The 26,289-nt window shown below is 67.3% G+C and carries 22 protein-coding genes; 15 read left to right on the forward strand and 7 right to left on the reverse strand.

From position 1 onward, the window contains the following. Positions 1 to 300: 300 nt before the first annotated feature. The gene (locus tag LRP66_RS16325; protein WP_230483663.1) at positions 301 to 1,422 is read left to right on the forward strand and encodes a mechanosensitive ion channel family protein; all 1,122 of its coding nucleotides are present in this window, start codon (positions 301 to 303) and stop codon (positions 1,420 to 1,422) included. 64 nt (positions 1,423 to 1,486) lie between these two features. Here the strand turns inward: LRP66_RS16325 and LRP66_RS16330 are convergent, their stop codons facing one another. The 6 genes from LRP66_RS16330 to sdhC all read right to left on the reverse strand — a co-directional run bounded on the left by LRP66_RS16330 (position 1,487) and on the right by sdhC (position 8,476). After that, positions 1,487 to 2,896 (reverse strand): alpha,alpha-trehalose-phosphate synthase (UDP-forming), encoded by a 1,410-nt coding sequence (locus LRP66_RS16330; protein ID WP_230483664.1) that lies wholly within the window; start codon positions 2,894 to 2,896, stop codon positions 1,487 to 1,489. After that, positions 2,893 to 4,671 (reverse strand): glycoside hydrolase family 15 protein, encoded by a 1,779-nt coding sequence (locus tag LRP66_RS16335; RefSeq protein ID WP_230483695.1) that lies wholly within the window; start codon positions 4,669 to 4,671, stop codon positions 2,893 to 2,895. The genes LRP66_RS16330 and LRP66_RS16335 overlap by 4 nt, the downstream gene beginning before the upstream one ends. Continuing rightward, positions 4,671 to 5,444 carry a trehalose-phosphatase gene (gene otsB, locus LRP66_RS16340; protein WP_230483665.1) on the reverse strand — a complete coding sequence of 258 codons (774 nt, stop codon included), beginning with the start codon at positions 5,442 to 5,444 and terminating at the stop codon, positions 4,671 to 4,673. Before otsB ends, LRP66_RS16335 begins: the two co-directional genes overlap by 1 nt. A gap of 496 nt (positions 5,445 to 5,940) precedes the next feature. Beyond that, positions 5,941 to 7,749: a succinate dehydrogenase flavoprotein subunit gene (sdhA, locus tag LRP66_RS16345; RefSeq protein ID WP_042489426.1), complete on the reverse strand. Its 1,809-nt coding sequence runs from the start codon at positions 7,747 to 7,749 to the stop codon at positions 5,941 to 5,943. Next, complete coding sequence (gene sdhD, locus LRP66_RS16350) at positions 7,749 to 8,132, reverse strand: succinate dehydrogenase, hydrophobic membrane anchor protein (RefSeq protein ID WP_230483666.1); 384 nt, start codon at positions 8,130 to 8,132, stop codon at positions 7,749 to 7,751. Before sdhD ends, sdhA begins: the two co-directional genes overlap by 1 nt. Next, positions 8,132 to 8,476: a succinate dehydrogenase, cytochrome b556 subunit gene (gene sdhC, locus LRP66_RS16355; protein ID WP_230483667.1), complete on the reverse strand. Its 345-nt coding sequence runs from the start codon at positions 8,474 to 8,476 to the stop codon at positions 8,132 to 8,134. Before sdhC ends, sdhD begins: the two co-directional genes overlap by 1 nt. A gap of 305 nt (positions 8,477 to 8,781) precedes the next feature. On the opposite strand from sdhC, the gene LRP66_RS16360 reads away from it, so the two are divergent. The 9 genes from LRP66_RS16360 to LRP66_RS16400 all read left to right on the forward strand — a co-directional run bounded on the left by LRP66_RS16360 (position 8,782) and on the right by LRP66_RS16400 (position 20,563). Further along, the gene (locus tag LRP66_RS16360) at positions 8,782 to 10,140 is read left to right on the forward strand and encodes a methyl-accepting chemotaxis protein (RefSeq protein WP_443026710.1); all 1,359 of its coding nucleotides are present in this window, start codon (positions 8,782 to 8,784) and stop codon (positions 10,138 to 10,140) included. Positions 10,141 to 10,223: 83 nt separating this feature from the next. Continuing rightward, positions 10,224 to 10,919, forward strand: a complete 696-nt coding sequence (locus LRP66_RS16365) for an SDR family NAD(P)-dependent oxidoreductase (RefSeq protein WP_230483669.1) — start codon at positions 10,224 to 10,226, stop codon at positions 10,917 to 10,919. After that, positions 10,909 to 11,841, forward strand: a complete 933-nt coding sequence (locus LRP66_RS16370) for a 50S ribosomal protein L11 methyltransferase (protein WP_230483670.1) — start codon at positions 10,909 to 10,911, stop codon at positions 11,839 to 11,841. Before LRP66_RS16365 ends, LRP66_RS16370 begins: the two co-directional genes overlap by 11 nt. A gap of 287 nt (positions 11,842 to 12,128) precedes the next feature. Further along, positions 12,129 to 13,655 (forward strand): acyl-CoA carboxylase subunit beta, encoded by a 1,527-nt coding sequence (locus tag LRP66_RS16375; RefSeq protein ID WP_230483671.1) that lies wholly within the window; start codon positions 12,129 to 12,131, stop codon positions 13,653 to 13,655. Between the two features lie 156 nt (positions 13,656 to 13,811). After that, positions 13,812 to 14,231 (forward strand): methylmalonyl-CoA epimerase, encoded by a 420-nt coding sequence (gene mce / locus LRP66_RS16380; protein WP_230483672.1) that lies wholly within the window; start codon positions 13,812 to 13,814, stop codon positions 14,229 to 14,231. Between the two features lie 8 nt (positions 14,232 to 14,239). Then, positions 14,240 to 14,998 carry an enoyl-CoA hydratase-related protein gene (locus LRP66_RS16385; RefSeq protein ID WP_230483696.1) on the forward strand — a complete coding sequence of 253 codons (759 nt, stop codon included), beginning with the start codon at positions 14,240 to 14,242 and terminating at the stop codon, positions 14,996 to 14,998. A gap of 72 nt (positions 14,999 to 15,070) precedes the next feature. After that, a complete protein-coding gene (gene scpA / locus LRP66_RS16390) occupies positions 15,071 to 17,335 on the forward strand; it encodes a methylmalonyl-CoA mutase (RefSeq protein ID WP_230483673.1) in 2,265 nt (754 codons plus the stop codon). Between the two features lie 14 nt (positions 17,336 to 17,349). Beyond that, the gene (gene bioB, locus LRP66_RS16395; protein WP_230483674.1) at positions 17,350 to 18,375 is read left to right on the forward strand and encodes a biotin synthase BioB; all 1,026 of its coding nucleotides are present in this window, start codon (positions 17,350 to 17,352) and stop codon (positions 18,373 to 18,375) included. Between the two features lie 190 nt (positions 18,376 to 18,565). Next, positions 18,566 to 20,563, forward strand: a complete 1,998-nt coding sequence (locus tag LRP66_RS16400; protein ID WP_230483675.1) for an acetyl-CoA carboxylase biotin carboxylase subunit — start codon at positions 18,566 to 18,568, stop codon at positions 20,561 to 20,563. Between the two features lie 100 nt (positions 20,564 to 20,663). Here LRP66_RS16400 and LRP66_RS16405 read toward each other — a convergent pair whose 3' ends face one another. After that, on the reverse strand, positions 20,664 to 21,506 hold the full coding sequence (locus LRP66_RS16405) for an HpcH/HpaI aldolase/citrate lyase family protein (RefSeq protein ID WP_230483676.1): 843 nt from the start codon (positions 21,504 to 21,506) through the stop codon (positions 20,664 to 20,666). A gap of 99 nt (positions 21,507 to 21,605) precedes the next feature. Between LRP66_RS16405 and LRP66_RS16410 the strand changes: the two genes are divergently transcribed. From LRP66_RS16410 to cyoD, 5 genes are read left to right on the forward strand one after another with little or no spacing between them, the layout of a single operon-like run. Further along, positions 21,606 to 22,052 carry a hypothetical protein gene (locus tag LRP66_RS16410; RefSeq protein WP_230483677.1) on the forward strand — a complete coding sequence of 149 codons (447 nt, stop codon included), beginning with the start codon at positions 21,606 to 21,608 and terminating at the stop codon, positions 22,050 to 22,052. Between the two features lie 53 nt (positions 22,053 to 22,105). Then, positions 22,106 to 22,993: a ubiquinol oxidase subunit II gene (cyoA, locus tag LRP66_RS16415; RefSeq protein ID WP_230483678.1), complete on the forward strand. Its 888-nt coding sequence runs from the start codon at positions 22,106 to 22,108 to the stop codon at positions 22,991 to 22,993. Then, positions 22,990 to 25,002: a cytochrome o ubiquinol oxidase subunit I gene (gene cyoB, locus LRP66_RS16420; protein ID WP_230483679.1), complete on the forward strand. Its 2,013-nt coding sequence runs from the start codon at positions 22,990 to 22,992 to the stop codon at positions 25,000 to 25,002. Before cyoA ends, cyoB begins: the two co-directional genes overlap by 4 nt. Beyond that, the gene (locus LRP66_RS16425) at positions 24,999 to 25,634 is read left to right on the forward strand and encodes a cytochrome (ubi)quinol oxidase subunit III (protein ID WP_230483680.1); all 636 of its coding nucleotides are present in this window, start codon (positions 24,999 to 25,001) and stop codon (positions 25,632 to 25,634) included. The genes cyoB and LRP66_RS16425 overlap by 4 nt, the downstream gene beginning before the upstream one ends. Further along, on the forward strand, positions 25,631 to 26,014 hold the full coding sequence (gene cyoD, locus LRP66_RS16430; protein WP_230483681.1) for a cytochrome o ubiquinol oxidase subunit IV: 384 nt from the start codon (positions 25,631 to 25,633) through the stop codon (positions 26,012 to 26,014). Before LRP66_RS16425 ends, cyoD begins: the two co-directional genes overlap by 4 nt. Positions 26,015 to 26,289 lie beyond the last annotated feature (275 nt).

A 26,289-nucleotide genomic window follows, 5' to 3' on the forward strand; every position in this document is an offset into this window, starting at 1 on the left:
CGGGTGGTCCGGGTGCGCCCCCGCCGCCCCCGCCGGGTGGTTGCGCACCGGGTGCCGTGCCTCCGCCCCCGCCTCCGCCCGTGAACGGTGCCGCTCCGCAGGGCGTGCCCGTACCGCCCCCGCCGCCCCCGGCTGGTGCCCCCGCTCCCGCGCCCACCGGTGCGATCCGACCGGCGGCCTGACCCGGTCCTGACGAAGGCGCCCCCGATTGCGGTCGGGGGCGCTTTTTACGTTGGTGGGAAGCGGGGAGGGAATCACGTACCCCCGGAACCTTCCTGCCCCTGACCCTTTAGCAGCCCCATGCGCTGGCTTCGATCGCTCGACATTCCGGCCGAATGGCTGTGGGTTCAACATGTCCTCATCATCGCGGCGGCGATCCTGATCGCGGTGGTGGTGCACAGCGTCGCGATGCGTATCGCCGGTCACGCGGCGCGGCGGACGGCCAGCGAAAGCGACGATCTGGTCCTCGCGCACATCCGTCAGCCGCTGCGCTGGGTGGCGATCGCGATCGCGGTCAGCTTCGCGATGCGCCTCGTCCCCATGTCGAGCGAAGGGCGCGACATCTGGCGACAGGTGCTGGGCTTCGGGGTGCCCGCACTGCTCGGCTGGCTCGCGGTGTCGGCGCTGCGCGCCTTGCAGGGCGTGGTCTATCTGCGCGCGGACATCAGCGTCGAGGACAATCTGCGCGCAAGGCGAAAGCGGACGCGAGCGCAGATATTGGGGCGGATCGGCATCTTCCTGATCGTGTTCCTGACCGTCTGCCTGATGCTGCTCAGCGTGCCGGGCATCCGCACCATCGGCGTCACGCTGATGGCCTCGGCGGGTATCGCGGGGCTGGTCGTCGGTGCCGCCGCGCAGCCCGCGCTCAAGAACCTGATCGCAGGCGTGCAGATGGCCTTTACCGAGCCGATCCGGCTCGACGACGTGGTCATCATCGACAATGAATGGGGAAGGATCGAGCAGATCCACCTCACCTTCGTCGTCGTGCGGATCTGGGACGAGCGGCGGCTGGTCGTGCCCGTCGCCAAGTTCCTGGAGAACAGCTTCCAGAACTGGACGCGCGAGACCAGCCAGTTGCTCGGCTCGGTGTTCTGGTATCTCGACCCGGCGGCGGATATTCCCCGCCTTCGCGCCAGGATGGGCGAGATCGTCGAAGCGAGCACGCGCTGGGACCGGCGGTTCTTCAATATGCAGGTGACCGACGTGAAGCCCGACTCGATCGAGGTGCGCGGGTTGATGACCGCGCGCGACGCCTCGACCGCGTTCGACCTGCGGTGCGAGATCCGCGAAGGCCTGCTCGACTATATCCGGCGCGAGATGCCCGAGGCGCTGCCGAGACGGCGGTTGGAGCATTCCATTCCTCCCCGGAACGGGGAGGGGGACCAGCCGCAGGCTGGTGGAGGGGGCGTGCCGCTGGGGTAGTCCTTTGTGGCAAGTCCCCTCCACCACCGCTTCGCGGCGGTCCCCCTCCCCGTGCCGGGGAGGATCAGGACGCCGCTTCCTCAATCGCCTCCGCTTTCACCCCATCCCCGCGCAGCGCCGCCAGGAACAGTTCGCACCACCAGAACACGTCCTCGCGGCGGACATTGTCGATCAGGCTTTCCCAGCGCCGGATCCGCTCGTTGCGCGGCATGGCGAGCGCCTGGACGATCGCGTCGGACATTTCGTCGGCGCTGTACGGGTTGATGAGGACCGCATCCTTCAGCTGCTCCGCCGCACCGGCGAAGCGCGACAGGATCAGCACGCCGGGATCATCCGCATCCTGCGCGGCGACATATTCCTTGGCGACCAGGTTCATGCCGTCGCGAAGCGGCGTGACCAGCCCGATCCGCGCCGCGCGGTAGATGCCCGCCAAGACGGGGCGCGGGAACCCCTTGTTGACGTAGCGGATCGGCACCCAGTCGATATCGGCGAACTCGCCGTTGATCCGCCCCGACAGCGAATCGAGATTGGCGCGTATCTCCTGATAGGTGTTGACCTTCTCGCGGCTGGGCGGGGCGATCTGGAGCATATAGACCAGCCCGCGCCGCTCGGGATTCTGGGTCAGGAAGCGCTCGTAGCCCAGGAACCGCTCGGCCAGTCCCTTGGAATAGTCGAGCCGGTCGACCCCGACGATCAGGCTGCGGCCCGTCGCCGACATGTACATGCGCTCGCGGGCGAACCGTGCGTCATGGCCATTGGCGGCTTCCTCGAACTCCTTGGTCTCGATGCCGATCGGCGCGCGGATGGCGCAGATGGTGCGACCGTTCCAGGTGACCTCGCCATTCTCGCCGAGCGTACCGCCGAGCTCCTTGGTCACGTAGTCGCGGAAGCTGTCGAGCCAGTCCTCGGTATGGAAGCCGACCACGTCATAGGCGAAGAGCGATTCGACCAGCTTGCGATGGCTGGGCAGCGACATCAGCAGCCGGACCGGCGGCCAGGGGATGTGCAGGAAGAAGCCGATCCGGTTCTTGAAGCCGCGCTTGCGCAGGTCCCGGCCGAGCGGGATCAGGTGATAGTCGTGAACCCAGACCAGATCGTCGGGCTCGATCAGCGGCTGCACCGTCTCGGCGAACCGCTCGTTGACGCGGGCATAGCCCGAATCGAAATCGCGCTCGAACTCGGTCAGGTCGATCCGGTAGTGGAAGAGCGGCCACAGGGTCCGGTTGGCATAGCCGTTATAATATTCGTCGATATCCTGCTCTTCCAGGTCGATGGTGGCGGTGGTGACGCCGCCGCCCTGCTGGAAGTTGATATGGCCGGTGAATTCCTCGGTGGTTTCCCCCGACCAGCCGAACCAGATCCCGCCCTGTTCGCGAAGCGCGGCGAGAAGTGCGACCGCCAGCCCGCCCTGATTGCCGCCCGGCCCGGTGGAGGGCGGTTGGACCCGGTTCGAGATGACGATCAGGCGACTCATCGCACGGCACTCCATGGTTTACTCAGCAGGACGGCGCAGTTGATCAGGCCGACCAGCGAATAGGTTTGCGGATAATTGCCCCACAGCTCGCCCGTATTCGGGTCGATATCCTCGGACAGAAGCCCGGCGGGGGTGCAGCGCGCCACCATCTCCTCGAACAGCGCGCGGGCGTCGGCGTGACGCCCGGTGACATACAACGCCTCGATCAACCAGAAGGTGCAGACGTTGAAAGCGGTATGCGGCAGGCCGAAGTCATCCTCGGTCGCATAGCGCAGCATGTGGCTGCCCCGGCGCAGGCCCTTTTCCACCGCGTCCAGCGTCGAGCGGAAGCGGGGATCGTCGGGCGACAGGAAGCGCAGGTCGAGCAACTGGATGATGCTGGCGTCTAGGTCGTCGCCGCCGAAGGTCGCCGACATGCGCTGCGTCCCGGGCCGCCAGGCGGCCTGCTCGATCGTCTCGCGCATCAGGTCGGCGCGCTCCTGCCAGAAGGCGCGGCGCTCCTCCAGCCCCAGCGCCTGCGCCGCATTGGCGAGTCGATCGCACGCCGCCCAGCACATGGCGGCGGAATAGGTGTGGACATGGCTCTTGGTGCGCAATTCCCACAGGCCCGCATCGGGCTGGTCGTACTTGGCCCAGGCGCGCTCGCCGACCTGCTCCAGCGAGTGGAAGTCCTCGACGCCCGACATGCGGAACAGCCGCGTGTCGAAAAAGGCCTGCACGTCGGACAGCACGATCTGGCCGTAGGCGTCGTGCTGGATCTGCTCATAGGCCTGGTTGCCGACGCGGACGGGCCCCATCGCCCGGTAGCCGGGCAGCTTGTCCTCGATCCGCTCGACCAGCGTCGCCTCGCCGCCGACGCCGTAGAGCGGCTGGATATGCCCGCCCCGCGCCGCATCGACGATATTGCGCAGATATTCGAGATACCCCTCCAGCACGTCGAGCGCGCCGAGCCGGTTGAGCGCCTGCACCGTGTAATAGGCGTCGCGGATCCAGCAATAGCGATAGTCCCAGTTGCGCCCCGAATCGGCATGTTCGGGCAGCGAGGTGGTCAGCGCCGCGACGATCGCGCCGGTCTCCTCATGCTGGCACAGCTTCAGCGTGATCGCGGCGCGGATGACGACCGCCTGCCACTCGACGGGGGTGGCGAGGCCACGCACCCAGTGGTGCCACTCCTGCGTCGTGCGCTCCAGCATCGCGCGGCATGCCTCGTTCAGCACGCCCGCAAAGCTCTCGTCCGGGCCCAGGAACATATGGATCGGGCGTTCCAGGCGGAACCATTGTTCGGCGGTGATGTGCCCGACCGGTGCGTCGGTCGACAGGCGCAACGTCTGCTGCGTCATCAGGTAGCGGATGTGGTTCGACCCCTGCGTCCGCTCCGTCGGATGACCCCAGTCGGTCGCGACGCGCAGCGCGATGCGGATGCGGGGGCTGCTGATGGGGCGAACGATCCGGACATAGCTGGTCGGGCGATAGACGCGGCCATCGCGCGAGAATCGGGGGCAGAAATCGGTGATCTCGATGCCGTTGCCGCGATCGTCCATATGCGTGGTGACCAGGATCGGCGTGTTGCGCAGATAGCCCTGCGTCGTCGACACCCGATCCTCCAGATCGATCGCCCAATAGCCCGTCTCGGGCTCGCCATCGCCCAGCAGCGCGCAGAACGCCGGGTCGCCATCGACGCGCGGCACGCACCCCCAGACGAAGCGTCCCTGCGAATCGACCAGCGCCGAGACCTGGCAATTGCCGATCGGCCAGAGATTCAGATCCTGTTGCATCATTCGGCATTCTCCAGCGCTCGGGCGAGCCATTGATGGACGGCGGCGACATCGGGAAGGCGGTAGAGCGCGGCGGTCTCGCGCATCGGGCCGACCAGCACGCCCGCGCCGCCCAGCGCGGCGGCGGCGACGAAGCCGTCCTCGTCGGTCACGTCGTCGCCGAAGAAGATCGGCACCGTGCCGCGCATGGCCGGGGTTTGCATCAGCGTCTCGATCGCCTGGCCCTTGTCGCCGGGCAGGCGGATCTCGACCATCATCTTGCCCGGCTGCAGCGTCAGGCCGTGACGCTCGGCGATCGCGGTCGCCTCGCGCAGCGCCAGCGGCTCGGCATCCGGATTTCGCCGGTAGTGGAGCCCGGCGCCGAAGCTCTTCGTCTCGAAATACAGGTCGTTCGCCTCGGCGACCCGGCGCATTTCCTCGGTCGCGGTGGCGAGGTGATCGGGCTTGTCGGGCTGGACATGGCCGTCCTCGGGGGAGCGCCGTTCGGCGCCGTGGCTGCCCGCGACGGTGAAATGCTGTGCCTGCGGCCCGAACAGCGCGTCGAGCTGCGCGATCGAACGGCCGCTGACGATGGCGATGCGACCGGGCATGTGCGCCGCGAGCGCGTCGAGCCGGTCGGCCAGCACGCTGTCGACATGCACGCCTTCTGGATTGTCGGCGAGGTCGACCAGCGTGCCGTCGAAATCGAGGAACAGACTATCGGCTGGAGACAGGCGGGGCGGGGGCGGGGCGAGATCGAGCGACATGGAGGACGCGATAGCGGATGCGGACATGCCAAGTGAACCCATCCCCGCCGCTCGCGTTCCGCTGCGCTGCCGAAATGATTACGGAAGGAGCCGAAGGCATGGATGCGAGCGGCCAGGCGCACCCCCTCCCGCTTGCGGGAGGGGGGAAGAAGGGGGCGGCCAACTGTAAACCGCACGCTCGCGGTCAGGCGCACCCCCTCCCGCAGGCGGGAGGGGGATGGGGGGAGGGGCCTCTCCACGGGCTGGGTCGCTTGGGGCTTTCCCTCCCCCGACCCCTCCCGCCTGCGGGAGGGGGGGGGAAGAAGGGGGCGGCTAAGCGTGAACCGCACGCGCGCTGCCAGGCGCACCCCCTCCCGCCTGCGGGAGGGGGATGGGGGGAGGGGCTCTCCACGGGCTGGGTCGCTTGGGGCTTTCCCTCCCCTGACCCCTCCCGCCTGCGGAAGGGGGGAAGAAGAAGGAATAGCAAAAAAGGGGCCGACGATCGCTCGCCAGCCCCCCGTTTGGAAGGTCGGAAACGCGGTGTTTAGTAAACCCGCTTCTTCGGCTTGATATACTCGATATCGTCGGTCAGCGTGTAATCATGCACCGGGCGATAGTCGATCGCGACCCCGCCGCCCTGGCCGCCCCAGCCGTCGAAGGTCGCGACGGTGTGCTTCATCCAGTTGGCGTCGTCGCGATCGGGGAAGTCCTCGTTCACGTGCGCGCCGCGGCTTTCCTTGCGGTTCAGCGCCGACTCCATCGTCACGACCGCCTGGCTGATGAGGTTGTCCAGCTCCAGCGTCTCGACCAGATCGGTGTTCCAGATCAGCGAGCGATCCTTGATGCCGATGTCCTTCATCCGGTCATAGGTGGCGCGGATCATCTGGCGGCCTTCGGTCAGCAGCTCGTCGGTGCGGAACACGGCGCAGTGGCGCTGCATCGTCTTCTGCATCTCACTGCGCACCGACGCCGTGGTCGAGCCACCGGCGGCGTTGCGGAAGTGATCCAGGCGGCCCAGCGCCAGTTCCTCCGACCCCTTGGGCAGCGGCGCGTGCGGCGTGCCGGGCTTCAGCGTGTCCTTGATACGCAGGCCGGTCGCGCGGCCGAACACCACGAGGTCGATCAGCGAGTTGGAGCCGAGGCGGTTCGCGCCGTGGACCGACACGCAGGCCGCTTCGCCGACCGCGAACAGGCCGGGGACGACCGAGTCCGGGTTGCCGTCCTTCAACCGCACGACTTCGCCGTGATAGTTGGTCGGGATGCCACCCATGTTGTAGTGGACGGTCGGCGTGACGGGCAGCGGCTGGCGGGTCAGGTCGACACCGGCGAAGATCTTGCCGGTCTCGGTGATGCCGGGCAGGCGTTCGGCCAGCACCTTCGGGTCGATGTGGTCGAGATGGAGGTAGATGTGATCCCCCTCCTTGCCGACGCCGCGCCCTTCGCGGATCTCCATCGCCATCGAACGCGACACGACGTCGCGGCTGGCGAGGTCCTTGGCCGACGGCGCGTAACGCTCCATGAAGCGCTCGCCCTCGGAGTTGGTGAGGTAGCCGCCTTCCCCGCGCGCACCCTCGGTGATGAGGACGCCCGCGCCGTAGATGCCGGTCGGGTGGAACTGCACGAACTCCATGTCCTGCAGCGGCAGGCCCGCGCGCAGCACCATGCCGCCGCCGTCACCCGTGCAGGTGTGCGCCGAGGTGGCCGAGAAATAGCAGCGGCCATAGCCGCCGGTCGCCAGCACGACATTGTGCGCGCGGAACCGGTGGATCGAGCCGTCTTCCATGCACAGCGCGATCACGCCGCGGCAATTGCCCTGCTCGTCCATGATGAGGTCGAGCGCGAAATACTCGATGAAGAAGTCCGCGTCATATTTCAGCGACTGCTGGTACAGCGCGTGCAGCATGGCGTGGCCGGTACGGTCGGCGGCGGCGCAGGTGCGCTGCGCGGGCGGGCCTTCGCCCATATTCTGCATCATGCCGCCGAAGGGGCGCTGATAGATCTTGCCCTCTTCGGTGCGGCTGAACGGCACGCCCGCATGTTCCAGCTCGTACACGGCGGCGGGCGCCTCGCGGCACAGATATTCGATCGCGTCCTGGTCGCCCAGCCAGTCCGACCCCTTGACGGTGTCGTACATGTGCCAGGTCCAGTGGTCCGGGCCCATATTGCCCAGCGACGCGGCGATGCCGCCCTGCGCGGCGACGGTGTGGCTGCGCGTCGGGAACACCTTGGTGATGCAGGCGGTCTTCAGACCCGCCTCGGCGATACCCATGGTGGCGCGCAGGCCCGAGCCGCCCGCACCCACGACGACGGCGTCATAGGTATGGTCGATGATCTTGTAAGCGGCAGCGGACATTATGCAGCGGCTCCGAAAGCGATCTTGAGGATCGAGAAGATGGCGACGGCGGCGGTCGTGAAGACGAACAGGTTCATGACGACGAGCAGCGCGACCCGGTTCTGGTCCTGCTCATAGTCTTCGATCACGACCTGCAACCCCAGGCGCATATGATAGAAGATGGAGGCGACCAGCATCGCCATCGGGATGGCGGCCCAGGGATTGGCCAGCCACAGCCGCATCGCGGCATAGTCATAGGATGGCTGGCGCAGGATCGAGATCAGCAGCCATACGACCAGCAGGAAGTTCGACCCCGCCGTCAGGCGCTGGTTCAGCCAGTGATGGGTGCCCGACTTGGCCGAGCCCAGGCCGCGCACGCGGCCGATCGCGGTTCCGGAACGCATCACTTGATCCCCAGATAGAGCCAGAAGGCCACCGTCATCACGACGGCGAAGATGATGGTCGCCTGCGCCTGACGCTTGTTCGACTTCAGCTCGAAGCCAGCGCCGACATCCATGAACAGGTGGCGGATGCCATTGGCCATATGCTGGAACAGGCAGGCGGTCAGGCCGATGCCGACGACATAGCCGATGATGTTGAGCCCGCCCGACTGGACGGTGAAGACGTCGCGGAACGTCGCATAGCTTTCCGGACCCGCGGCGATCGACGCCAGGAACCAGACGAGAAGCAGCGTGCCCACCGTCGCCATGCCCGTGCCGGTGACGCGGTGCAGGATGGAGACCAGCATGTTTGGACCCCATTTCCAGATCTGGAGATGCGGTGAGAGCGGGCGTGCGGTGTTGCGGGCGGCCAAGGGCAGATCCTCGAACAATCTTTAAGGTCGGGCTGGTTTGCGGATATGCCTATGGTGAAGACGCCGACAGGATGCAAGTCGGGAGCGTATCCCGCGACGGCGCGCGGGCGCGAATCCCGCCATCGCAGCATCGGCGTTGCGCTCTTTTACTCCGAAACCACCGAATAATATGCTTTTAACCCTTTTCCCCCATGCTGTCGGCGAAAGATTCGAAGCGTTTCGAATGGGGGAACCACGTCTTGGATTTCGAGCTGCCATCGCCCACGGTCATCACGGCGAACATCGACCTCGACGCGCGGATCCGTGCCTTTGACGGCGGCGCGCGTTCGCTGATCCGGCATGCCGCCGACCTCTGGCCGGTGATCGAGCCGCGCGCGGACGAGGTGACGAGCGCCTATTGGGACCATTGGCGGCTCAACAATCCGGGGCGGCCGGAATGGACGCCGCTGGACCGCGAGCGGCAGCAGACGGCGGGGCGCGCCTATCTGCGCAATCGCTTCTGCGATCTGGGCGGGCGCGAATGGGTCGAGTCGCTCGGCCGGGCGATCGCCTCCGCCTATGCCGCCGGGGTCGCGCCGATGGAGGTGCTGGCCATGTCCTGCTCGAGCGACCGGGCGGTTCTGAAGATCGTCATGGAGGAGATGGCATCGGACGATTCGCGCCGCACCCTGGCGATCGATACCCTGCTGCGGCTCTACGGCATGGAAACAGAGCTGACGGTCGAGCTGTTCGCGGGCTTTTCGAGCTGGTGTGCCGAGCGGCAGCGCGAAAAGCTGGCGGACGATTTCCGCAACGGCATCACGGTGGTGGTCGAAACCGCGTCGGTCGGCGGCCAGGACCTGCGGCGCCAGGCGCAGGACGCGTCGCTGTCGACGCGCGGAATGCTGGGCAAGTCGAGTGAGGTCGCCGCCGCTGCCGAGCAGTCGGCCGTCGCGATGCGCGAGGCGGCACAGACCGCCGCCGGCCTCATCCGCGCGATCGAGGATGCGCGGACCGAGGTCGACCAGGCCGCCGACGTCGCCAACCGCGCCGCCGACCAGGCCGGTCAGGCGGTCGGCATGTCCGAGATGCTGTCCGACCATGCCAAGTCGATCGAGTCGATCCTTGGCCTGATCCGCGACATTGCGGGTCAGACCAATCTGCTCGCGCTCAACGCCACGATCGAGGCGGCACGCGCGGGCGATGCGGGCCGGGGCTTCGCGGTCGTCGCGCAAGAGGTCAAGAGCCTCGCCAGCCAGACCGCGCGCGCCACCGACGACATCGCGACCAAGATCGCCGCGATCCAGGCGGCGACCCGCTCGACCGTCGAGACCAACGCGTCGATCAAGGCCACGGTGAACGAGGTGCAGGTATCCGCCGAGCGCATCCGCCACGCGATGGAGGCGCAGGCGCAGACGGTGACCGCGATCACCGCCGCCGTCGACGAAACCGCGCTGGCCGCCGATTCGATGTCACACACCATCGCCGCGATCCGTTCGGATACCGAGCATGTCGCGCAGGAGATCGATCGCGTCGGGCGCGGTTTCGACGATCTCGACACGCAACTGGGCGAATTGAAGACCAGCGCCACCCAGTTCGTCGCCCGCGTCGCGGCCTGAGACAATCCATCGATCCTCCCCCTGGCAGGGGCGGCGTGCGCAACCCCGTTGACGCGCCTGCTCGCGCCCGGCACGGGCGGGGGATGACGACGATATTGGTAACGGGAAGCAGCCGCGGCATCGGTGCGGCGACCGCCAAGGCGCTGGGCGAACTGCCGAATGTCCGCGTGCTGGGCCATGGCACCAGAAGTGGCATTGCCGCCGACCTGTCGCAGCCGCAGGAACCCGCGCGCCTTTGGGCGACGGCGATGGCCGAGGCGGGCGGTGCGATCGACATGCTGGTCAACAATGCCGGAATCTTCGAGGCGAGCCCGCTCGACGCCGAAGACTGGTCGCAAAGCTGGGCGCGGACGATGCAGGTCAACCTGACCGCTTCGGCCGAGCTGTGCCGCCTGGCGGTTCTCCACTGGCAGGAGCGGGGCGTCGGCGGGCGGATCGTCAACATCGCCAGCCGCGCCGCCCATCGCGGCGACTCGCCCGCCCACTGGCATTATGCCGCATCCAAGGGCGGCATGGTCGCGATGACCAAGACCATCGCGCGCGGCTATGCCGCGCAAGGCATTCTCGCCTTCGCGGTCTGTCCCGGTTTCACCATGACCGGCATGGCGGACGATTATCTGGCCAGCCGGGGCGGCGACAGGCTGCTCGCCGACATTCCGCTCGGCCGTGTCGCCTCTCCGGAGGAGGTCGCGGCGACCGTGCGTTTCCTGTGCACCGACGCTCCGCCCTCGATGACCGGCGCGGTGCTCGACGTAAATGGAGCCAGCTATGTCCGCTGACAGCTGGAAGCTGACGCTGCCCTGCACCCGCGACGAGGCGGAGGCGATCGACGCCGCCGACGATCTGGCGATCGACGCGGTCATCATGACCACCGAGGAGGTCGAGGACGACCGCGAACATTGGCGGCTCGACGCCTATTTCGAGGTGGAGCCCGATGCCGCGACCATCGACGCGATCCGCGCGCTGGTGCCGAGTGCGGGCGATCATCCCGCCACGGTCGAGCATGTGCCCGCGCAGGACTGGGTGACGATGAGCCAGGCCGGACTCGAACCACTGTCGGTCGGTGGCTTCTTCGTCCACACCGGCGACGAGACGGTGCCCGAGGGGAAGCGCGGCTTCCACATCCCGGCGGGGCGCGCCTTCGGCACCGGGCATCATGAAACGACCAGCGGCTGTCTCGCGATGCTCGACGCGATGGCTTCGGAGACGGTCGCGAACGCCATCGACGTCGGCACCGGCACCGGACTGCTCGCCTTCGCCGTTCGCCATCTCTGGCCCGATGCGAAGGTCGTCGCGACCGACATCGACCCCATCGCGGTCGATGTGACCGAAGAGAATGCGGCGATCAACGGCGTGGACGGGGTGGAGCTGATCGTCGCGGACGGCGCGCTCGCCGATCCGATCATGGCGGCGTCGCCCTATGACCTGGTCATCGCCAATATCCTGGCGGGGCCGCTGATTTCGATGGCGCCGGAATTGGCCGCGATTGCCGGGCCGGATGCGACCTTGGTACTGGCGGGGCTGCTGGAAACGCAGCGCGCCGATGTGGTCGCGGCTTATGAGGCGTGTGGCTGCGCGCTGGAGACGGTCGACCGGCGTGGCGACTGGAGTGTGTTGCGGCTGCGGGCGGGGGCGGAGCGTTTCGTGCCGAACGGTCCGTTCGATCCCAAGGGGCGCGACGGCTGGGCGCTGGATATCTGATCGCCTGAACAAGCAGGGCTCTTGTCTTTCTCCCCTCCCGCAGGCGAGTTTCAGGTTGGTCATGCCCCCGGCATGACCTAAACGATGCGGGGCATCGTTTACCTGAAACTGGGCCGGGGGAGGGCACGGCCGCAGGCGGCGGTCTCGGTGAGACTCCAGACCCTCCCCCCAACCCCCTCCCGCCTGCGGGAGGGGGAGCTTCCCCTTACGAAAACGGAAATCCCTGCGATTGCCATCCCCCCAACCTCTCGGGCATAGACCCCGGAAAGACATAAGAGGATGAGGTCATGGCATCGACGATGGTCGAACTCGAGCGCCGCCGCGCGGCCGCGCGCGCCGGTGGTGGCGAGAAGCGCGTCGCCGCGCAGCACGCCAAGGGCAAGCTGACCGCACGCGAACGGCTCGACGTGCTGCTCGACGAGGGCAGCTTCGAGGAACTCGACATGTTCGTCGAGCACAACTGCACCGACTTCGGCATGACCGAGCAGGTCATCCCCGGCGACGGCGTCGTGACGGGGTCGGGCACGATCAACGGGCGGCTGGTCTTCGTGTTCAGCCAGGACTTCACCGTGTTCGGCGGCTCGCTGTCGGAACGTCACGCCCAGAAGATCTGCAAGATCATGGACATGGCGATGAAGGTCGGCGCACCGGTGATCGGGCTGAACGATTCGGGTGGCGCGCGTATCCAGGAAGGGGTCGCCTCGCTCGGCGGCTATGCCGAGGTGTTCCAGCGCAATGTGCTGGCATCGGGCGTGGTGCCGCAGCTCAGCCTCATCATGGGGCCGTGCGCGGGCGGCGCGGTCTACAGCCCGGCGATGACCGACTTCATCTTCATGGTGAAGGATTCGAGCTACATGTTCGTCACCGGGCCCGATGTGGTGAAGACGGTGACCAACGAGGTCGTCACGCAAGAGGCTTTGGGCGGCGCGGTGACGCACACCACCAAGACCGGCGTGGCCGACGTCGCGTTCGAGGACGATATCGAGGCGCTGCTGGCGGCACGCGACTTCATCGATTTCCTCCCCGCCAACAATCGCGAGGGCGTGCCCGAGCGGCCTACGGCGGACGCCTGGGACCGGATCGAGGAAAGCCTCGACACGCTGATCCCAGCCAGCGCCAACCAGCCCTATGACATGCACGAGCTGATCGCCAAGGTCGTCGACGAGGGCGACTTCTTCGAGGTGCAGCCCGCGCACGGGGCGAACGTCATCACCGGCTTCGGCCGGATCGAAGGGCGCACGGTCGGCTTCGTCGCCAACCAGCCGATGGTGCTGGCGGGCGTGCTCGACATCAACGCCTCGCGGAAGGCGGCGCGTTTCGTGCGCTTCTGCGATGCGTTCGAGATTCCGATCGTCACCTTCGTCGACGTGCCCGGCTTCCTGCCCGGCACCGCGCAGGAGCATAACGGCATCATCAAGCACGGCGCCAAACTGCTCTTCGCCTATGCCGAGGCGACGGTGCCCAAGATCACGGTCATCACGCGGAAAGCCTATGGCGGCGCATACGACGTGATGGCGTCCAAGCATCTGCGCGGCGACCTCAACTATGCCTGGCCGACCGCCGAGATCGCGGTGATGGGTGCGAAGGGCGCGGTCGAGATCATCTTCCGTGGGCGGACGCCCGAGGAGATCGCCGAGCGCACGGCGGAATATGAGGCGCGCTTCGCCAACCCGTTCGTCGCAGCGTCCAAAGGATTCGTGGACGAGGTGATCCAGCCGCACTCGACGCGTCGCCGGATCGCGCTGGGGTTGCGCAAGTTGCGGAACAAGGACTTGGCGAACCCGTGGAAGAAGCATGACAATCTGCCGCTCTGAGATGGTCGCAAGCGGGGGAGCCCTCCCCCATCCCCTCCCGCCTGCGGGAGGGGCGTGCCTGGGGCCAGCGCTCACCCAGAACCTCTCCCCTCCCGCAGGCGGGAGGGGCCGGGGGAGGGGAGGCGCCCTCGTCACACGGATCGATCGGAAGCGCGCATGACCCTGGGCCGTCTCAACCATATCGGCATCGCCACGCCGTCGATCGAAAAGACGGTGGAAACCTACCGCCACATCCTCGGCGCGGACGCGATCGGCGAGCCGTTCGACCTGCCCCCGCAGGGCGTGCGGGTATGCTTCATCGACGCGCCCAACACCCAGATCGAGCTGATCCAGCCGCTGGACGAAACCTCCCCCATCGCCAACTTCCTCAAGAAGAACCCGGCGGGCGGGCAACATCACCTGTGCTTCGAGGTCGCCGACATGGCGGCCGCCGTGGCGGACTTACAGGCGAAGGGCGCGACGCTGCTTGGCCAGCCGCGTATCGGGGCGCATGGCACGCCGGTCGTGTTCCTCCACCCGTGCGACATGGGTGGCGTGCTGATCGAGTTGATGGAAACGCCGGGGGAGGGGCATTGAGCGACGCGATGCTGCGCGTCGAGCGGCGGGGCGATGTGCTGGTCCTGACGCTCGACCGACCCGAGCGGCTGAACGCCGCGCCGCCCGCGCTGTTCGACGCGATCGGGCGGGCGCTGGAGCAGCGCGGCGATGCGCGAGCGGTGCTGCTGGCGGGCGAGGGGCGGGCCTTCTGCTCCGGCGCGGATATCTCGGGCGGCGATGTCGGCCCGGACACCGTGCATCGCGCACTGGTCGAGCATTATAATCCGGCGATGCTGGCGCTGGTCGACCTGCCCGTACCCGTCGTCAGCGCGGTGCGGGGTGCTGCGGCGGGGATCGGATGCAGCCTCGCGCTGGCGGCCGATTTCTGCGTGGCCAGCGAGGGCGCCTATTTCCTCCATGCCTTCGTCAATATCGGCCTCGTCCCGGATGGCGGGGCGAGCTGGATGCTGCCGCGCCTGATCGGCCGTGCGCGGGCCGCCGAGATGATGATGCTGGGCGAGCGGGTGCCCGCGCCCAGGGCGCTGGACTGGGGCATGATCCACAAGGTCGTCGCCGACGATGCGCTCGACGCCGAAGCCTTCGCGCTGGCCGAGCGGCTGGCGGCGGGGCCGAGCGTGGCGCTGGGGCTGATGCGCCGCGCGCTCCACGCCGGATTCGATAGCGACTATGCCACCGCGCTGGCTCGCGAGGCGGAGGACCAACGTCGCGCCCGCGCGACGCAGGACGGCGAGGAAGGCGGCCGGGCGTTTTTCGAAAAGCGTCCGGCGCGTTTCCTGGGGCGGTAGGATACGGCCCCTTGCGCGCGCATGATGATTTCGCTCTAGTGAAATAAAATAAGAGTGGATGAGGAGTGGCCGATGGCCGAACGCCCTGAGCTGTCCGACTGGGAAGCCCTTGCCGCGCGTGAGGTGAAGGGGCGCGACCTCGACTGGCAGACGCCGGAGGGGATCACGGTCAAGCCGCTCTATACCGCCGCCGATGTGACCACCGACCCCGGCCTGCCGGGCTTCGCGCCGTTCACGCGCGGGGTACGCGCGAGTATGTATGCGGGGCGCCCGTGGACGATCCGGCAATATGCGGGCTTCTCGACCGCCGAGGAATCGAACGCCTTCTACCGGCGCAACCTGGCGGCGGGGCAGAAGGGGCTGTCGGTCGCGTTCGATCTGGCGACGCACCGGGGTTATGACAGCGATCACCCGCGCGTGACGGGCGATGTCGGCAAGGCGGGCGTCGCGATCGACACGGTCGAGGACATGAAGATCCTGTTCGACGGCATCCCCCTGGACGCCATGTCGGTCAGCATGACGATGAACGGCGCGGTGATCCCGGTCCTGGCCTTCTTCATCGTCGCGGCCGAGGAACAGGGGGTTCACCGGTCGAAGCTGGAAGGGACCATCCAGAACGACATTCTCAAGGAGTTCATGGTCCGTAATACCTATATCTACCCGCCCGAGCCTTCGATGCGGATCATCTCGGACATCTTCGCCTATACCTCGGCCGAGATGCCCAAGTTCAACAGCATCTCGATCAGCGGCTATCACATGCAGGAGGCCGGGGCGACGCAGCTCCAGGAACTGGCCTTCACCATCGCCGACGGCATGGAATATGTGAAATATGGCGTGGCGTCGGGCCTTGATATCGACAAGTTCGCGGGGCGGCTGTCCTTCTTCTTCGCGATCGGCATGAACTTCTTCATGGAGGTCGCCAAGCTTCGCGCGGCGCGTGTGCTGTGGCACCGCGCGATGACGCAGCTGGGGGCGAAGGACGAGCGCTCCAAGATGCTGCGGACGCATTGCCAGACCAGCGGCGTGTCGCTGACCGAGCAGGACCCGTATAATAACGTCATCCGCACCACCATCGAGGCGATGGCGGCGATGCTGGGCGGGACGCAGTCGCTCCATACCAACGCGCTGGACGAGGCGATCGCGCTGCCCACCGACTTCTCCGCCCGGATAGCGCGCAACACCCAGATCGTGTTGCAGGAAGAGACGGGGATGACCAAGGTCGTCGATCCGCTGGGCGGCAGTTACTATGTCGAGAGCCTGACCCAGAGCCTCGTCGACGGCGCCTGGGAGCTGATCGAGCGGATCGAGGCCGAGGGCGGCATGGCCAAGGCGGTCGCGGCGGGCTGGCCCAAGGCGATGATCGAGGAGGCGTCGGCGGCGCGTGCGGCCAAGGTCGACCGGGGCGAGGACGTGATCGTCGGGGTCAACAAATACCGGCTGGCCGACGAAGCGCCGGTGGAAATCCTGGACATCGACAATCATGCGGTGCGGGCTGGACAGGTGGCCCGGATCGGCAGGGTGAAGGCCGAACGCGACGAGGCTGCGACTCAGGCCGCGCTCGATGCCCTGCGTAACGCGGCCCAAAATCCTCCCCAAGCTCGTCTTGGGGAGGGGGACCATCGCGCCAGCGATGGTGGAGGGGCCGGGGCTGACCTCTCCGCCCCCCCACCACGGCCTTCGGCCGCGGTCCCCCTCCCCGAGCGAGCTCAGGGAGGATTGGGGAGCAATCTGCTCGCTCTGGCCGTCGAGGCGGCGCGGGCGCGCGCGACGCTGGGCGAGATTTCCTCGGCGCTGGAGGATGTGTTCGGTCGCTACGGCACCCAGCCGACCCCGGTGTCGGGCATCTATGGCGGCGCTTATGGCGAGGACGAACGCTGGGCCCGCCTGATCCGGGGTGTCGAGGCGGTGGAGCGTCGTCTCGGTCGCAAGCCCCGGATGTTCGTCGCCAAGATGGGGCAGGACGGGCATGACCGGGGCGCGAACCTCGTCTCCTCGATGTTCGGCGATCTGGGTTTCGAGGTCGTCCCCGGCGCCTTGTTCCAGACGCCGGAAGAAGCCGCCCAACTGGCGCTCGCCCGCGACGTCGATATCGTCGGCGCCTCCAGCCTGGCGGCGGGTCACAAGACGCTGATCCCCGAACTCATCGGCCACCTGCGCGACGCGGGCCGCGCCGATATCAAGGTCATCGCGGGTGGCGTTATTCCCGCACAGGATTATCAGGCGCTCTACGATGCCGGGGTTCAGGCGATTTTCGGCCCCGGCACCAACCTTGTGAAAGCGGCCGAGGATGTGCTGAGGCTGCTGGGCCATAATATGCCGCCCGAGACGGGCGAATGACAGGACACGACGTGATGACGACGACCACCGCGATCCGCCCCGAGGCGACGGCTATGCGCACCGACTGGACCCGCGCCGAGATCGCCGCGCTGTTCGACCTGCCCTTCACCGAGCTGCTGTTCCGGGCGGCCGAGGTGCACCGCGCGCACCACGCGGCGGACGAGGTGCAGCTGTGCACGCTCTGCTCGATCAAGACCGGCGGTTGCCCCGAGGATTGCGGGTACTGCTCGCAGAGCGCCTCGGCCGAGAGCGACGTGAAGGCCGAAAAGCTGATGGACGTGCAAGCCGTGCTGGCGGCGGCGGCGGAGGCCAAGGCGGCCGGCTCGCAGCGTTTCTGCATGGGCGCGGCCTGGCGCAGCCCGAAGGAGCGCGACATGGACAAGGTCGTCGCCATGGTCGAGGGGGTGAAGGCCATGGGGCTGGAAACCTGCATGACGCTGGGGATGCTCGACGCCCCCCAGGCGCAGCGGCTGGCCGAGGCGGGCCTCGATTATTACAACCATAACATCGACACGAGCCCCGAAAACTACGCCAACGTCATCACGACGCGCTGTTTCGAGGATCGGCTGGAGACGCTGTCGAACGTGCGCGAGGCGGGCATTTCGGTGTGTTGCGGCGGCATCGTCGGCATGGGCGAGACCCGTGGCGACCGCGTCGGCTTCGTACACGCGCTCGCCACCCTGCCGCGCCATCCCGAGAGCGTGCCGGTCAATGCGCTGGTGCCGGTCAGGGGCACGGTGCTGGGCGACATGCTCGCCGACACGCCGCTGGCGCGGATCGACGATATCGAGTTCGTCCGCACCGTCGCGGTCGCGCGCATCACCATGCCGATGAGCATGGTCCGCCTGTCGGCGGGCCGCGAGAGCATGTCGGCCGCCACCCAGGCGCTGTGCTTCCTGGCGGGCGCGAACTCGATCTTCACCGGCGACAAGCTGCTGACCGCGGGCAATGCGGGCGACGATGCCGACGCCGCGCTGTTCGCCAAGCTGGGCCTGCGTCCGATGGAAGGCGCCGAGCCGATGCGGGTCGCGGCGGAGTGAACCTCTTGCCCCTCATCGTGACCACCCCAGCGAAGGCCGGGGTCCAGTTGCGGTGAAGCATCGATGGCACGTGGCAGATGCCTCCCCCGAGGAGCCACGGCGCGCCATCGACCAAAGGGAAACTGGACCCCGGCCTTCGCCGGGGAACAGGCACGACACGGACCAACGACATAAAAGGAGAGGTATCCCCGTGTTCCAGAAAATCCTGATCGCCAATCGCGGGGAAATCGCGTGCCGGGTGATCCGCACGGCCAGAGCCATGGGCATCGCCACCGTCGCGGTCTATTCGGACGCCGATGCCAGCGCGCCGCATGTCCGGCTGGCGGACGAGGCGGTGCGCCTCGGCCCCGCGCCCGCCGCCGAAAGCTATCTCAAGGCCGAGCTGATCCTCGCCGCCGCCAAGGCGACCGGCGCGGATGCCATCCACCCCGGCTATGGCTTCCTGTCCGAGCGCGAGAGCTTCGCGCGCGCCTGTGCCGAGGCGGGGGTCGCGTTCATCGGCCCGCCGCCCAACGCCATCGCCGCGATGGGCGACAAGATCGAATCGAAGAAGCTCGCCAAGGCCGCCGGGGTCAATGTCGTCCCCGGCTATCTGGGCGAGATCGCCGATACCGAGGAAGCCGTGCGCATCGCCAGCGATATCGGCTTCCCCGTCATGATGAAGGCCAGCGCCGGCGGCGGCGGCAAGGGGATGCGGCTCGCCTGGTCCGAGGCGGACGTGCGCGAAGGCTTCGAGGCGACCAAGCGCGAAGGGCTTGCCAGCTTCGGCGACGACCGGGTCTTCATCGAGAAGTTCATCGAGAGCCCCCGCCATATCGAAATCCAGGTGCTGGGCGATCAACATGGCAACGTCGTCTATCTCGGCGAGCGCGAATGCTCGGTCCAGCGCCGCCACCAGAAGGTGGTCGAGGAAGCGCCGTCGCCCTTCGTCACGCCCGAGATGCGCCGCGCCATGGGCGAACAGGCGGTCGCGCTGGCCCGTGCGGTCGGCTATTATTCCGCGGGCACGGTCGAACTGATCGTGTCGGGCGCGGATGTCACGGGCAAGAGCTTCTACTTCCTCGAGATGAACACGCGTCTCCAGGTTGAGCATCCCGTGACCGAGGAGATCACCGGGCTCGACCTGGTCGAACAGATGATCCGGGTCGCGGCGGGCGAGCCGTTGTCCTTCACCCAGGATCAGGTGACCCTGACCGGCTGGGCGGTCGAGAACCGCGTCTATGCCGAGGACCCGTATCGCGGCTTCCTGCCCTCGACCGGGCGGCTGGTCCGCTACAATCCGCCAGCCGAACAGGCCGATGACGAGGTTCGCGTCCGCGTCGACGACGGCGTGGCCGAGGGCGGCGAGGTCAGCATGTTCTACGACCCGATGATCGCCAAGCTCGTCACCTGGGCCCCGACCCGCGAAGCCGCGATCGACGCCCAGGTCGCCGCGCTCGATGCGTTCGAGATCAGCGGGCCGGGGACCAATATCGACTTCGTCTCGGCGCTGATGCAGCATCCGCGCTTCCGATCGGGCGATCTTTCGACCGGGTTCATCGCCGAGGAATATCCCGAAGGCTTCCAGGGCGCACCGGCCAGCGGCGAACTGACCCGCACGCTCGCCGCCGTCGCCGCCTTCGCCGCGACCGCCGAGGCCGACCGCGCGCGGCGGATCGACGGACAGCTCGGCCACCGACTTCAGCCGCCCGCCGACTGGACGGTTCGGATCGGGGGTGCCGACCACCGGGTCAACGTCTCGACCGATGGCATCGGCGTCGACGGCAGCGCGCTCGACCTCGCCATCGCCTATACCCCCGGCGATCGGATGATCGCGGTCGAGGACGAGGCGGGCGATACCCTGTCGGTGCGCATAGGGAAGACCCGCACCGGCTTCCGCCTGACCACGCGCGGCGCCAGTCACACGGTCCGCGTCCTCCCCGCACGCGCCGCGCCCTACGCGCGGCATCTGATCGAGAAGATCCCGCCCGATCTCTCCAAATTCCTCATCGCGCCGATGCCGGGGCTGCTCGTCCGGCTCGACGTGGCCGAGGGCGACGCCGTGGAAGCGGGGCAACCGCTCGCCGTCGTGGAGGCGATGAAGATGGAGAATATCCTGCGCGCCGCCAAGTCGGGCACCGTCAAGTCGATCTCCGCCAGGACCGGCGACAGCCTGGCGGTGGATGCGGTGATTCTGGAGCTGGAGTAAGCGCCCCCGCCCTCAACCTTCCGGCGCTTCGCGCCTCCCTCCCTCTCCCGGCGGGAGAGGGAAGGGGCCCGCGACAGCGGGTGGGAAGGGTGAGGGCAGGTTATCCGGCCGAAGTCCGCGTCAGCGCCAATATCCGTTCGGCTTCCGCCAGATGCAGTCGCTCGACCATCTGCCCGTCCAGCCGGATCGCGCCCAGCGCCGCCTGTGCGGGGTCAGCGAAGGCCGAGACGATTCGCTGCGCCCGGGCGATTTCCGCTTCGCTCGGTCCGAAGCCCTGGTTCGCCAATCCAATCTGGTTGGGGTGGATCAGCGTCTTGCCATCGAACCCCAGTCGCCGCCCCTCCGCGCATTCCGCCACCAGCCGTTCGGGCGCATCCAGCGCGTTGCACACGCCGTCGAGCGCGATCAACCCGGCCGCGCGCGCCGCGACGACGATCTGGACGCGAAGCGGCAGCAGCGCCTCCGGAGCAGGGGGCGCGGGCAGGCGCATGTCCTTGGCCAGATCGTTGGTCCCCGCGACCAGCGCGGTCAGCCCCAAACCCCGCGCGGCTGCGGCCAGCGCGGGCAGCGACAGGATGCCGCGACAGGTCTCGATCATCGCCCAGAGCGCCACGTCCGGTCCCAGCGCGGCACGTGCGCGCTCGAGCGTCGCGACATCGTTGACCTTGGGGATCAGCACCGCCGCCGGGCGGATCGACGCCAGCGCGGCCAGATCGGCGGCCGCCCATGCCGTATCCAGCCCGTTGGTCCGGACGATCAGCATCCGCTTGCCAAACCCGCCTTCGCGCACGGCCGCTGCCGCCGCCTCGCGCGCGGTCGCCTTGGCCTCGGGTGCGACCGCATCCTCCAGGTCCAGGATGACCGCATCGCTGTCCAGCGTCCGCGCCTTGGCGATCGCACGGGCGTTGGAGGCGGGGAGGAACAGGGCGCTGCGCAAGATCATGCGGCGGATCATAGTCGCGAGGGGCCCCCCGCGTCACGCCCAGCACTGGTAAAAACCCGGCGCCGCCCCATAGTGGAATGACGCAAAGGGGGGACAGAGATGGTGGCGGGTATATTGCTGCTGCTGGGGCTGATGGCGGTTCTTCGCTGGTGCCCGGATCTGCCGGTCGGCCGCTGGCTGTCGCGGTGGCTGGTCGAAGCCCCGGCGCGGCGGTTGAACCGGGTCGGGCGGGCCCAATGGGGCGTGATGATCCTTGGGCTCGCGTTGATCGGCTTCGCCATCTGGTTCGAGATCGACGAAATCCGAATGCTTGCCATGGCGGGCGGATCGATGGGCGACCTCGTCATGATGGCCTCGGCGATCGAATGGGGCGGGGTGGTCGAGCTTGGCATTGCCGCGATGCTGTCGTCGTCGATGCTGGCGCGCTGGCCGGTCGTGCGACGGTTCGCGACGCGGCGCGCGGCGGCACGCGCGGTTCGCGCACGGCAAACCCATCGTCCCGCCAATGACTTGAGCGACGGCGAGGGACGACGCGTCGCCGCCTGAGCCCTACCAGCGACGTGCGGAACGAAAGCGGAGGAGCACCGTTCACCGCCTGAATGCCTCGTGAACCGCGCCCAGTTCAGACCACCGCGCGTTTCGCGTGCCTGATGCTGTGCGTCGTGCTGTCGGCGTGCGAGCCGGGCATCCTCGATCCGGCGGGGCCGATCGCGGCGGGCGAGCGCAGTATCTTCTTCAATTCCCTGGCGGTGATGCTGGCGATCGTCGTGCCGGTGATCCTGCTGGCTTTCGCGTTCAGCTGGTGGTTCCGCGCGAGTAACACCCGCGCCAGGCATCTGCCCGAATGGGCCTATTCCGGGCGGCTGGAGCTGCTCGTGTGGTCGATCCCCGCGCTGGCGATCATGTTCCTGGGCGGCATCGCCTGGATCGGCAGCCACGATCTCGATCCGCCCAAGCCCATTGCCTCGCGCGCCAGGACGATGACGGTCGAGGTCGTCGCGACCGACTGGAAATGGCTGTTCCTCTATCCCGAGCAGGGGATCGCGACGATCAACCGGCTGGTCGTGCCGGTCGGTACGCCGGTGCGGTTCCGCATCACCTCCGCGGGGGTGATGAACAGCTTCTTCGTGCCGCAACTGGGCAGCCAGATCTATGCCATGTCGGGAATGAACGCGACGCTTCACCTGCGCGCCGACAGGCCGGGGCGTTATCGCGGGCTGTCCGCGCATTATAGCGGGGAGGGCTTTGCCGATATGGACTTCTTCGTCGACGCGGTGCCGCAGGGCGCGTTCGATCGCTTCGTCGCGACCGCCAGGGCGGGGCGGGGCAAGACGCTCGACTGGCCGGAGTTCGTCGCCATGGCGCATCCCAGCCGCAACGTCCGCCCCGCCAGCTATCCCCGGCTACAACCCGGCCTGTACGATCAGATCGTGATGCGCAACGGCGCGCCGGAGGCCAAGCCGGCCAAGGATGGACGCCAGCAATGAGCCTGACCGGCAAGCTGGGCTGGGACTCGATCCCGTTCCACGAACCTCTGCCGCTGGTGTCGGCGGCGGTCATCGGCGCGGTGTTGCTCGGCGTGTTCGTCTGGGTGTGGAAGCGCGGGCATCTGCCCTATGTCTGGCGCGAATGGATCACCAGCGTCGATCACAAGCGGATCGGGGTGATGTACTGCCTGCTGGCAGGCGTGATGCTGCTTCGCGGCTTTTCCGACGCATTGCTGATGCGGTCGCAACAGGCGCTGGCCTATAACAGCGACGGCTATCTGCCGCCCGATCACTACGACCAGATATTCTCGGCGCATGGCACGATCATGATCTTCTTCGTGGCGATGCCGTTCATGATCGGCCTGATGAACTTCGTCGTGCCGCTGCAGCTGGGCGTGCGCGACGTGGCGTTCCCGACGCTCAATTCGGTCAGCTTCTGGCTGACCGCGAGCGGCGCGCTGCTGATCAACATGAGCCTCGTCATCGGCGAGTTCGCCAAGACCGGCTGGCTGGTCTATCCGCCGCTGTCGGAGCTGCGCTTCTCGCCCGGCGTGGGCGTGGATTACTATCTCTGGGCGCTCCAGATTTCGGGGATGGGGACGTTGCTGGCGGGGGTGAACCTCGTCACCACCATCCTGAAGATGCGCGCGCCCGGCATGGGCTACAGCCGGATGCCGATGTTCACCTGGACGTCGCTCGCCTCCAACCTGCTGATCGTCGCGGCCTTTCCGGTGCTGACCGCGTGTCTGGGGATGCTGATCCTCGACCGCTATCTGGGCTTCCACTTCTTCACGCCCGAAGCGGGCGGCAACCAGATGATGTTCGTGAACCTCATCTGGGCCTGGGGCCACCCGGAGGTCTACATCCTGATCCTGCCCGCCTTCGGTATCTTTTCCGAGATCATCTCGACCTTCTCCTCCAAGCCGCTCTTCGGTTATCGGTCGATGGTCATCGCGACCATGGTGATCTGCATCCTGTCCTTCATGGTCTGGCTGCACCATTTCTTCACCATGGGGGCCGGAGCCGATGTGAACGGCTTTTTCGGCATCACGACGATGATCATCGCGGTGCCGACGGGGGTGAAGGTCTTCAACTGGCTGTTCACCATGTATGGCGGGCGAATCCGTTTCACCTCGATGATGCTGTGGTCGATCGGGTTCATCGTGACCTTCGTCATCGGCGGCATGACCGGCGTGATGCTGGCGGTGCCGCCCGCCGACTTCGTGCTGCACAACTCGCTGTTCCTGGTCGCGCATTTCCACAACGTCATCATCGGCGGGGTGTTGTTCGGCGCATTCGCGGGCTTCACCTTCTGGTTTCCCAAGATGTTCGGCTTCACCCTGGACGAGCGCTGGGGCAAGCGCGCCTTCTGGCTGTGGCTGAGCGGCTTCTATCTCGCCTTCATGCCGCTCTATGTGCTGGGCCTGATGGGCATGACGCGGCGGATGCAGCATTATGACGTGCCCGGCTGGCATCCCTGGCTGGTCGCGGCAGGTATCGGCGCGCTGCTGATCCTGGCCGGGATCGGTTGCCAGATCATGATGCTCTATGTCTCGATCAAAACCCGCAAGGACCGCATCGACGAGAGCGGCGACCCCTGGGACGGGCGGACGCTGGAGTGGATCACCACCTCGCCGCCGCCGGTCTTCAACTTCGCCGTGCTCCCCGACGTGAAGGGCGAGGAGGCCTATTGGGGCATCAAGTCCAAGGCGCGCGAGAACCGTCGCCTGTCCGACCGTCCCGATTACGAGCCCATCGAAATGCCGCGCAATTCGCCGACGGGGGTGGTCAGCGCCTTTTTCGCCACCGCCATGGGCTTCGCGCTGGTCTGGCACATCTGGTGGTTGGTGATCCTCGGCTTTTTCGGCGCCTGGGCGACGTTCGTCGTGTTCGCCTGGCGCGACAAGGCGGAGTATGAGATCCCGGTCGACGAGGTCGAGCGGCTGGACCAGGCCCGCCGCCGCAGCAAGGCGACGCTGCTCGACCTGCCCGAAGAGGCGCTGTCATGAGCGCGGCCGCACAGACGCACGATCCCAACAAGCTGGGCCGCAATGCCGAGCCGAATCCGGACGGCCCGGCGCCCAAGCGGGTGGTCGTGTCCTATGGATTCTGGATCTTCCTGCTGTCGGACTTCATCCTGTTCGCCTGTTTCTTCGCGGGCTATGCGGTGCTGAAGGACGCGACGGCGGGCGGGCCGTCGGGCAAGGCGCTGTTCGAGCTCGAACTGGTCGAGGCCGAGACGGTCCTGCTGCTGCTATCCAGCTTCGCCTGCGGGCTGGCGGGGATCGCGACGCTGGCGCGCGACATGCGCTGGTTCCAGATCGCGATGGCGGCGACGGGCCTGCTCGGCGCGGGTTTCCTGGCGCTAGAGGCCTATGAGTTCCTCCACCTGATCGGCGAGGGGGCGGGCCCGGGGCGCAGCGCGTTCCTGTCGGCCTTTTTCGCACTGGTCGGATGCCATGGGCTGCACGTCACGCTCGGCATTCTCTGGCTGACCACGATGATGGCACAGGCCTGGGCCAAGGGGTTCCGCGAGGACATCTTGCGTCGCATCCTGTGCTTCAGCCTGTTCTGGCACGCGCTCGACATCATCTGGGTGGCGCTGTTCACCATGGTCTATCTGATGGGAGTGCGCGGATGACCCAGCGGCCCGACGAGGAAATGTCCCGCGACGAAACCGCACCGGGCGAGCAGAGCGAGCAGGACTCGATCGTCGGCGGCATTCGCAGCTATGTCGTCGGGCTGGTCGCGGCGGCGATCCTGACGACCGCTTCCTTCGCGCTGGTGCAGTTCGACATCGTCTGGGGCCCCGCCGTCCCCGCCGCGCTGGTGGCGCTGGCGATCGGGCAGATGGGGGTGCATCTGGTTTTCTTCCTGCACATCACCACCGGCCCCGACAACAGCAACAACGTGCTGGCGCTGCTGTTTGGCGTGCTGATCGTCGCGCTGGTGCTGCTCGGCTCGATCTGGATCATGGGGCATCTGAACCACAACCTGATGGGTCCGATGGCGACGCCCTAAAGCCGATCGACATTCAACTATGCCTGTCCTTCCCTCTCCCCTCGTAGAGGGGAGAGGGTTGCGCAGACTAGGTTTTTGCGTAGCAAAGGCTTAGTCGGAGCTGGGTGAGGGGTGATGCGCTCGAAGAGCGCGCGAGCCTTGAAGCTCGCTCAACCCCTCACCCAAGCTGCGCTAGCCAGCACGCTGGCAAGCTTCGCTAACCCTCTCCCCTGTCCAGGGGCGAGGGGAGAATAAGCTGAGTGTCGATCGGCCCTAGGACGGGCCATTTCGCTCTC

It is taken from the genome of Sphingomonas sp. Leaf21 (genome assembly GCF_916858675.1).
In the GTDB taxonomy this organism is placed as follows: Bacteria; Pseudomonadota; Alphaproteobacteria; order Sphingomonadales; family Sphingomonadaceae; genus Sphingomonas.

Excerpts from the sequence above, each read along its gene's own strand:
- LRP66_RS16325 (WP_230483663.1), top strand. The coding sequence starts at position 301 with ATGCGCTGGCTTCGATCGCTCGACATTCCGGCCGAATGGCTGTGGGTT.
- LRP66_RS16330 (WP_230483664.1), bottom strand. The coding sequence starts at position 2,896 with ATGAGTCGCCTGATCGTCATCTCGAACCGGGTCCAACCGCCCTCCACC.
- LRP66_RS16335 (WP_230483695.1), bottom strand. The coding sequence starts at position 4,671 with ATGCAACAGGATCTGAATCTCTGGCCGATCGGCAATTGCCAGGTCTCG.
- otsB (WP_230483665.1), bottom strand. The coding sequence starts at position 5,444 with ATGTCCGCATCCGCTATCGCGTCCTCCATGTCGCTCGATCTCGCCCCG.
- sdhA (WP_042489426.1), bottom strand. The coding sequence starts at position 7,749 with ATGTCCGCTGCCGCTTACAAGATCATCGACCATACCTATGACGCCGTC.
- sdhD (WP_230483666.1), bottom strand. The coding sequence starts at position 8,132 with ATGCGTTCCGGAACCGCGATCGGCCGCGTGCGCGGCCTGGGCTCGGCC.
- sdhC (WP_230483667.1), bottom strand. The coding sequence starts at position 8,476 with ATGCTGGTCTCCATCCTGCACCGCGTCACCGGCACGGGCATGGCGACG.
- LRP66_RS16365 (WP_230483669.1), top strand. The coding sequence starts at position 10,224 with ATGACGACGATATTGGTAACGGGAAGCAGCCGCGGCATCGGTGCGGCG.
- LRP66_RS16370 (WP_230483670.1), top strand. The coding sequence starts at position 10,909 with ATGTCCGCTGACAGCTGGAAGCTGACGCTGCCCTGCACCCGCGACGAG.
- LRP66_RS16375 (WP_230483671.1), top strand. The coding sequence starts at position 12,129 with ATGGCATCGACGATGGTCGAACTCGAGCGCCGCCGCGCGGCCGCGCGC.
- mce (WP_230483672.1), top strand. The coding sequence starts at position 13,812 with ATGACCCTGGGCCGTCTCAACCATATCGGCATCGCCACGCCGTCGATC.
- LRP66_RS16385 (WP_230483696.1), top strand. The coding sequence starts at position 14,240 with ATGCTGCGCGTCGAGCGGCGGGGCGATGTGCTGGTCCTGACGCTCGAC.
- scpA (WP_230483673.1), top strand. The coding sequence starts at position 15,071 with ATGGCCGAACGCCCTGAGCTGTCCGACTGGGAAGCCCTTGCCGCGCGT.
- bioB (WP_230483674.1), top strand. The coding sequence starts at position 17,350 with ATGACGACGACCACCGCGATCCGCCCCGAGGCGACGGCTATGCGCACC.
- LRP66_RS16405 (WP_230483676.1), bottom strand. The coding sequence starts at position 21,506 with ATGATCTTGCGCAGCGCCCTGTTCCTCCCCGCCTCCAACGCCCGTGCG.
- LRP66_RS16410 (WP_230483677.1), top strand. The coding sequence starts at position 21,606 with ATGGTGGCGGGTATATTGCTGCTGCTGGGGCTGATGGCGGTTCTTCGC.
- cyoA (WP_230483678.1), top strand. The coding sequence starts at position 22,106 with ATGCCTCGTGAACCGCGCCCAGTTCAGACCACCGCGCGTTTCGCGTGC.
- cyoB (WP_230483679.1), top strand. The coding sequence starts at position 22,990 with ATGAGCCTGACCGGCAAGCTGGGCTGGGACTCGATCCCGTTCCACGAA.
- LRP66_RS16425 (WP_230483680.1), top strand. The coding sequence starts at position 24,999 with ATGAGCGCGGCCGCACAGACGCACGATCCCAACAAGCTGGGCCGCAAT.
- cyoD (WP_230483681.1), top strand. The coding sequence starts at position 25,631 with ATGACCCAGCGGCCCGACGAGGAAATGTCCCGCGACGAAACCGCACCG.